Origin of the sequence: Exiguobacterium sp. UBA1053 (genome assembly GCF_002316465.1) — a bacterium.
In the GTDB taxonomy this organism is placed as follows: Bacteria; Bacillota; Bacilli; order Exiguobacteriales; family Exiguobacteriaceae; genus Exiguobacterium_A; species Exiguobacterium_A abrahamii.
The window spans coordinates 1,700-8,283 of record NZ_DCDO01000008.1 but is presented as its reverse complement, the minus strand read 5'-3'; the positions used below and the strand labels follow the sequence as shown (position 1 = coordinate 8,283).

5 protein-coding genes and 1 pseudogene are annotated in these 6,584 nt (G+C 48.7%); all 6 read left to right on the top strand.

The annotated features are described in order from the left end of the window. Positions 1 to 2,131 (top strand): annotated as a pseudogene (gene mfd, locus B3G15_RS06545) (transcription-repair coupling factor); the annotation flags it as partial. Then, entirely contained in the window at positions 2,128 to 3,675 is a 1,548-nt protein-coding gene (locus B3G15_RS06540) for a putative polysaccharide biosynthesis protein (RefSeq protein WP_290719275.1), read from the top strand. The pseudogene mfd and the gene B3G15_RS06540, both read left to right, overlap by 4 nt. Further along, positions 3,672 to 5,102, top strand: a complete 1,431-nt coding sequence (gene mazG / locus B3G15_RS06535; protein ID WP_290719273.1) for a nucleoside triphosphate pyrophosphohydrolase — start codon at positions 3,672 to 3,674, stop codon at positions 5,100 to 5,102. The genes B3G15_RS06540 and mazG overlap by 4 nt, the downstream gene beginning before the upstream one ends. Beyond that, a complete protein-coding gene (locus B3G15_RS06530) occupies positions 5,099 to 5,371 on the top strand; it encodes an RNA-binding S4 domain-containing protein (protein WP_023466556.1) in 273 nt (90 codons plus the stop codon). Before mazG ends, B3G15_RS06530 begins: the two co-directional genes overlap by 4 nt. Positions 5,372 to 5,437: 66 nt before the next feature. Beyond that, complete coding sequence (locus tag B3G15_RS06525; RefSeq protein ID WP_023466557.1) at positions 5,438 to 5,815, top strand: FtsB family cell division protein; 378 nt, start codon at positions 5,438 to 5,440, stop codon at positions 5,813 to 5,815. 83 nt (positions 5,816 to 5,898) lie between these two features. Then, positions 5,899 to 6,414 carry a S1 domain-containing RNA-binding protein gene (locus tag B3G15_RS06520; RefSeq protein ID WP_023466558.1) on the top strand — a complete coding sequence of 172 codons (516 nt, stop codon included), beginning with the start codon at positions 5,899 to 5,901 and terminating at the stop codon, positions 6,412 to 6,414. Positions 6,415 to 6,584 lie beyond the last annotated feature (170 nt).

Sequence of the window (6,584 nt, the reverse complement as noted above, 5' to 3'; positions counted from 1 at the left end):
GTCGTCATCACGGAAGAAGAAGTCTTCAAGCAACCGGCGCGTCGCCGGAAGCAAACGACGAAGCTGACGAACGCTGAACGGATCAAGAGTTACCAAGAATTGAAGACAGGCGATTACGTCGTCCATATTCATCACGGGATTGGGCGGTACCACGGCATCAAGACGATTGATGTAGCCGGTAATCATCAGGATTATCTCCATCTCGTTTACGCGGGAGAGGACTCGTTGTATGTTCCTGTCGATCAGATCGACTTGATTCAAAAGTATGTCGGCGCTGAAGGAAAAGAGCCGAAGATCTATAAACTCGGTGGAACGGAATGGAAAAAGGTCAAAGCGAAGGTCCAAAAATCGGTCGAGGATATCGCTGACGAATTAATCAAGCTTTATGCGGCTCGCGAGGCTGCCGTCGGTTTTGCGTTCCCAGAGGACGACGATAACATGCAAGCATTCGAGGCTTCGTTCCCGTATGAGGAAACGGTCGATCAATTGCGATCGATTGCTGAAATCAAGAAGGATATGGAACGTCCGCGTCCGATGGATCGTCTATTATGTGGCGACGTCGGGTATGGGAAAACGGAAGTTGCGATTCGAGCGGCGTTCAAAGCGGTCATGTCTGGAAAACAAGTCGCGTTACTCGTACCGACGACCGTCCTTGCGCAACAACACTACGAAACGATGCTTGAGCGATTCAGTGAATGGCCGATTCGTGTGTCGGTCATGAGCCGGTTCCGTTCGCCAGCAGAATTAAAGGCGACGAAACAAGGACTAAAAGAGGGAACGATCGATGTCGTCGTCGGGACACACCGTGTGCTGTCGAAAGACGTTCAGTTCGCTGATATCGGATTGTTGATCATTGATGAAGAGCAACGATTCGGCGTGAAACACAAANNGTCTGAAACAGTTGAAGACGAACGTTGACGTCTTGACGTTGACGGCGACACCGATTCCACGGACATTGCACATGTCGATGATTGGGATCCGCGATCTCTCGGTCCTTGAGACCCCACCTGAAAACCGTTATCCGGTCCAGACGTATGTCATGGAATACGACGGAATCGTCATGCGAGAAGCACTTGAACGAGAACTTGGCCGGGGTGGACAAGCGTTCTTCCTTTATAACCGGGTCGAAGGCATCGAGCGAAAGGCAGAAGAGATTCGCGCGCTCGTACCGGAAGCACGAATTGTCACGGCGCACGGTCGGATGACGGAAACCGAACTCGAGAGTCAGTTGATCGCGTTCTTCGAAGGGGACGCGGATGTTCTTGTCAGTACGACGATCATCGAGACAGGAATCGACATTCCGAACGTCAATACGTTGATCGTTCATGACGCGGATCAAATGGGCTTATCGCAGCTGTATCAATTGCGCGGTCGTGTTGGTCGATCAAGTCGCGTTGCTTATTCGTACTTTACGTACCGTCCGCAAAAACGATTGACGGAAGTAGCAGAAAGTCGTCTACAGGCGATCAAGGAATTCACGGAGCTCGGTAGCGGCTTTAAGATCGCGATGCGCGACTTATCGATTCGTGGTGCCGGGAACTTACTCGGTTCCCAACAATCGGGCTTCATCGACTCCGTTGGTTTCGATCTTTATTCGCAGATGCTCGCAGAAGCGGTTGAAGAACGCAAAGAACGGATGAAAGGTAAAAAACGCGTCCAGAAATTCGTACCCGAGTTCACGTTCAGTCTTGATGCGTATATTCCATCGCACTACATGACGGACTCCGAGCTGAAAATCGAGTTTTATAAACGTTTGAAATATGTCGATACCGTCGACAGTCTCGAACAACTCGAAACAGAGATGCTCGAACGATTCGGTGAGTTCCCGGATGAGGTTGCTCGTTTGATCCAATTAACGCGGATGCGGATTTTTGCTGAACGAGCGCGTGTCGAGCGCGTCAAACAAACTGATCCGAAAATCGAGATCGTCTTGTCGCTTCAAGCAACACAGCAGCTTGACGTGGCGGATTTCGTCAAGTGGACCGTTCCGTTTGGACGTGGTCTAGGGATGGGACAACAAGAACAGAAACTCGTCTTGACGCTGAACCGCAACAAGCAGTCGACGCAACAGATGACGATGCAGGCAGAACAATTATTGGCGGAACTTGATCGCCGGCTCGTCGCGCGATGAATAAACGAACGATTGCGCAAGGCGCAGCACTGCTTGCCATCTCTAGTTATATCTCGAAACTGCTCAGCTTCTTTTACCGGATTCCGTATCAGAACCTTGCTGGTGATTTCGGATTGTATGTCTATCAGACGGTCTATCCCTTATTCGCGATAGCGGCAGCGCTTGGAATTTATGCGCTGCCCGTCATCGTGGCGAAGTTGACGCTTCACCACCCGGATGAGAAACGAGAAGTCCTTTGGTCGATTTTTTATGTCTTACTTGCGATGACGGTCTTTTTTGGTCTGCTCGGATGGTGGATTGCCCCGACACTCGCGGGTTGGTTTGGGGACGACAAACTCGTTGTTCCGTTGCGAGCTGTCACGTGTACATTTTATTTACTACCCGTGATTGCTGTTCTGCGAGGCATGTTTCAAGCGGATCTTGAGATGCGACCAACAGCTGTATCCCAAGTCTCTGAAAATGCCGTCCGTGTCGGACTCTTGTTGCTCGTGACTTATATCGGCGTCTCGATGCAGGCTGACCCCTACTGGATTGGTGCCAGTGCCCATCTGACAGCGATCGGTGGCAGCATCGTTTCGTTATTCGTCCTGTTACGTTTTGCGAAAGGGAAGATCGGTCGTCCTGTGTTTTCAGGTATTCACGTACGTCGGGTCGGGAAAGTGCTCGTGACAAGCGGGGTGGCGGTCAGTATCGCCTCACTTGCCTTGTTACTAATGCAATTGATCGATGGATTGACGTTCGTTAACCTACTTGGCAATACGACGGAGACAAAAATTGAAAAAGGGGTGCTCGACCGTGGGTATCCGTTACTGCAATTCGCGATTCTGTTTGCGACATCGATGAGTCTTGCGAGCGTTCCGTCCTTATCAACCGCATACCGTAAACACGATCCGCAGATGATGCGTCAACAACTCGAGACATTACTCCGTTCCGGTCTATTGATTGCCGCTGCAGCGACGATCGGACTAATGGGTGTGATGCGTCCGCTCAATATTGCGTTATATCAAGATGACCAGGGAACAGCAGGGTTGATTTGGCTCGCGGCGACGGCATTTGCTGCTTCGATTGCGATGATGATCATCTCTTGTCTCCAGTCGGTCGATGCTGAAAAATATGCGCTCGTTGGTGTTCTTGTCGGATTAGGGGCGAAGCTCGCTCTGAATCTCTATTTCATTCCCCGATATGGTATGATCGGGGCGGGTATGGCGACATTTGGCGGCTTTGCCGTCATGGCGGCAGCACAATGGACTTTATTAAACCGAAAGTTCGGTCGCGTATCGGCAGGAAACACGTTCTACCGACGACTGGTCTTACCTGTGCTCGCCATGGGTGTGTTTCTGTATCTGATCGAAACGTTCTTCCAGTTGTTTGAGCTTGAGACACGAATCGGTGCGGCACTCGAAGTCGGTGTCCTTGTCGTCGGTGGTGCCATCATTTATGGCAGTATGGCATTACGCGTCCGTGCATTAACAGAACAAGAGTGGGCACTATTGCCTTTAGGAGATAAGTTATATCAGATGTACCAACGTAGGAGGATTATATGACACACCGAATTACGATCGTCGGCCTTGGCGTCGGCGAACTCGAACAATTGCCGTTTGGCATCTATCGATTATTAAAAAACACGACACAACCCGTCTATTTACGGACAATGGATCATCCAGTCGTTTCAGAACTCGCAGCAGAGGGAATGAACTTTACATCATTTGACTCGGTTTACGAACGACATAGTCGGTTTGAAGACGTATACACAGAAATCGTTGAGGAATTGCTTCGTCTCTCAAAGACGACGGACATCATCTATGCCGTCCCAGGTCATCCGCTGGTCGCTGAGAGCACCGTCCAACAGTTATTAGAGCGGACAGACGCGATCGACGTTGTAGGCGGACAAAGTTTTCTTGATCCGATGTTCGCGGCGCTTGGCGTGGATCCAATTGAAGGATTCCAGTTGCTTGATGCGACGGCGTTTGCCGTCGATGAAGCACAGATCCGTCAACATCTGCTGATTGGACAAGTCTATGATGCGCTCGTCGCCGGTGATTTAAAGGTTCAGCTGATGGAACGTTATCCGGACGAACATTTGGTCACTCTTGTCACGGCAGCGGGGACAAGCAAACAAACCGTGCAAAGCGTACCGTTATATGAACTCGATCATGTGACGACGCTTAGTAACTTGACGACAGTTTATGTTCCGCCTGTCACGGATGAGCAGACGTTGAACCGTGATTTCGCAACATTAAAAGAAATCATCGCGCGATTACGCGGTGAAGGTGGTTGTCCATGGGATCAAGAGCAGACACATGAGTCCTTAAAACGTCATTTAATCGAAGAATCTTACGAATTACTGGAAGCAATCGACCTTCAGGACGATAACTTAATGATAGAAGAGCTAGGAGACGTCCTCTTACAGGTCATGCTCCACGCACAAATTGGTCTAGATGAAGGGTATTTTGATATTCGAGACGTCATCGGAAGTGTCAGTGATAAGATGATTCGTCGCCATCCACATGTCTTCGGGGAAGCGACTGTCGATTCTTCAGCAGACGTCGTTTCGAACTGGCAAGACATCAAAGCACAAGAAAAACCGGAGCGGACTTCCTTGCTCGATGGCGTGACGAAAGGAGCACCTGCCTTGATGCGCGCAGAAGACATTCAAAAGAAAGTGGCGAAAGTCGGTTTTGAATGGAGTGACGTCGAGGGTGCACTTGAAAAAGTAATCGAAGAGTTACGTGAATTGAAGGAAGCCACACCAGAAGAACGACTAGGTGAATTCGGAGACGTTCTATTTTCGATGACGCTCGTCGGGAAATACCTTGGTCTCTCGGCAGAAGAGGGGCTACAACAGACGAATGATAAATTCATCCGTCGCTTTACGCGAATGGAACAACTAGCGGACCGACCGCTCGTTGAGATGACGCTTGAAGAGCAAGATTCACTCTGGCATCAAGCGAAGCAGGAGGAACAGTCATGAGACTTGATAAATTTTTAAAAGTATCGCGTCTGATCAAACGACGGACGCTTGCCAAAGAAGTAGCCGATCAAGGTCGCATCACGATCAATGGTAATGTGGCGAAAGCAAGTAGCACGGTAGCAGCAGGTGATGAGATGACGATCCGGTTCGGAAACAAGATCGTCACAGTTGCGATTTCGAGCATTAAAGAACATGCCAAAAAAGAAGAAGCGTCTGATATGTATGAGATCATCCGTGAAGAAAAGGTGAATTCCGAAGAATCGATGTAATTTACCTGAAAAAGGAAGTATACTAAAGAGTGTCAGGGATGACCACTCAGAAAGAGGAGGGATGATATGCCAACACCGCTCGAATCAGGGCGTCCAGCGCCAAAGATCAAGCCGCTCAATGACCGTAAGAAGCAGTTGAGTCAGAATGCCATCGAAAACCGTCGACGCCTCAAAAATCGCTTTTTCTTGTGTCTGACCGTCTTTTTGCTCATCTTTTCCCTCATGGGGTGGTCATACATGGAAAAACGACAATTGATCGCTGAACAAAAACAGTCGTTTCAAGTCGCTGAACAGGAGCAGACGAAAGCAAAAAAAGAGACCGCCCGTCTGAAGGAAGAAATCAATCGTCTCAATGATAAAGAGTATGTAGCGAACTTAGCTCGGAGCGAGTTGCTCTATTCGAAAAAAGGGGAAACGATCTTCTACTTTTCACCGGAAGACTAATTGAAGGTTGCCGATTGATTGAAAAAAGAATGAATCACTCGTATAATAAGAAACGAATCAACTAAAAAGGAGCAATACAATTTATGTCGATTGAAGTAGGCAGCAAAGTGCAAGGGAAAGTAACAGGCATCACGAATTTCGGAGCGTTCGTTGAGTTACCAACAGGGAAAACTGGTCTTGTTCACATCAGTGAAGTGGCAGATTCTTACGTTAAAGACATCAATGATGTGTTGACGGTTGGTCAAGAAATCACCGTCAAAGTCTTAAGTGTTGAAAACGATGGTAAGATCGGTCTTTCCATCAAAAAAGCCGTCGATCGTCCAGAAGGCGAACGTCCTCGTCCTGCACGTCAGTTCGACCGTGGACCACGTCCAGCAGGACAAGATCGTGGACCACGTTCGTTCGATAACAAAGGACCACGTGGAGGCGGTAACCGTGGAGGCTTCAACAAAGGCGGCCGTGGTACACCACCACCGCGCAAAGAACAATCGTTCGATACGCTGATGTCTAGTTTCCTGAAAGATAGTGAAGATCGTCTTGCTACATTGAAACGTCAAACGGATTCAAAACGTGGCGGACGCGGCGCAAAACGTCAATAACTTGCTGACCTGTTCTTTATAAGAATAGAGATGGAATGACGCCGTTCATTCCATCTTTTATTTTTTTGAAATTATTTTTAGAAAAAGCGTTGACTTTCATTTGACCTGCCCGTATTATAGAAAATGTGCTTAAGACGCACGAGTTAAAAATATGGCGGTGTAGCTCAGCT

What these genes read in the sequence shown, in the direction of transcription:
- B3G15_RS06525 (WP_023466557.1), top strand. Translation starts at nt 5,438, where the DNA reads ATGCCAACACCGCTCGAATCAGGGCGTCCAGCGCCAAAGATCAAGCCG.
- B3G15_RS06530 (WP_023466556.1), top strand. Translation starts at nt 5,099, where the DNA reads ATGAGACTTGATAAATTTTTAAAAGTATCGCGTCTGATCAAACGACGG.
- B3G15_RS06540 (WP_290719275.1), top strand. Translation starts at nt 2,128, where the DNA reads ATGAATAAACGAACGATTGCGCAAGGCGCAGCACTGCTTGCCATCTCT.
- mazG (WP_290719273.1), top strand. Translation starts at nt 3,672, where the DNA reads ATGACACACCGAATTACGATCGTCGGCCTTGGCGTCGGCGAACTCGAA.
- B3G15_RS06520 (WP_023466558.1), top strand. Translation starts at nt 5,899, where the DNA reads ATGTCGATTGAAGTAGGCAGCAAAGTGCAAGGGAAAGTAACAGGCATC.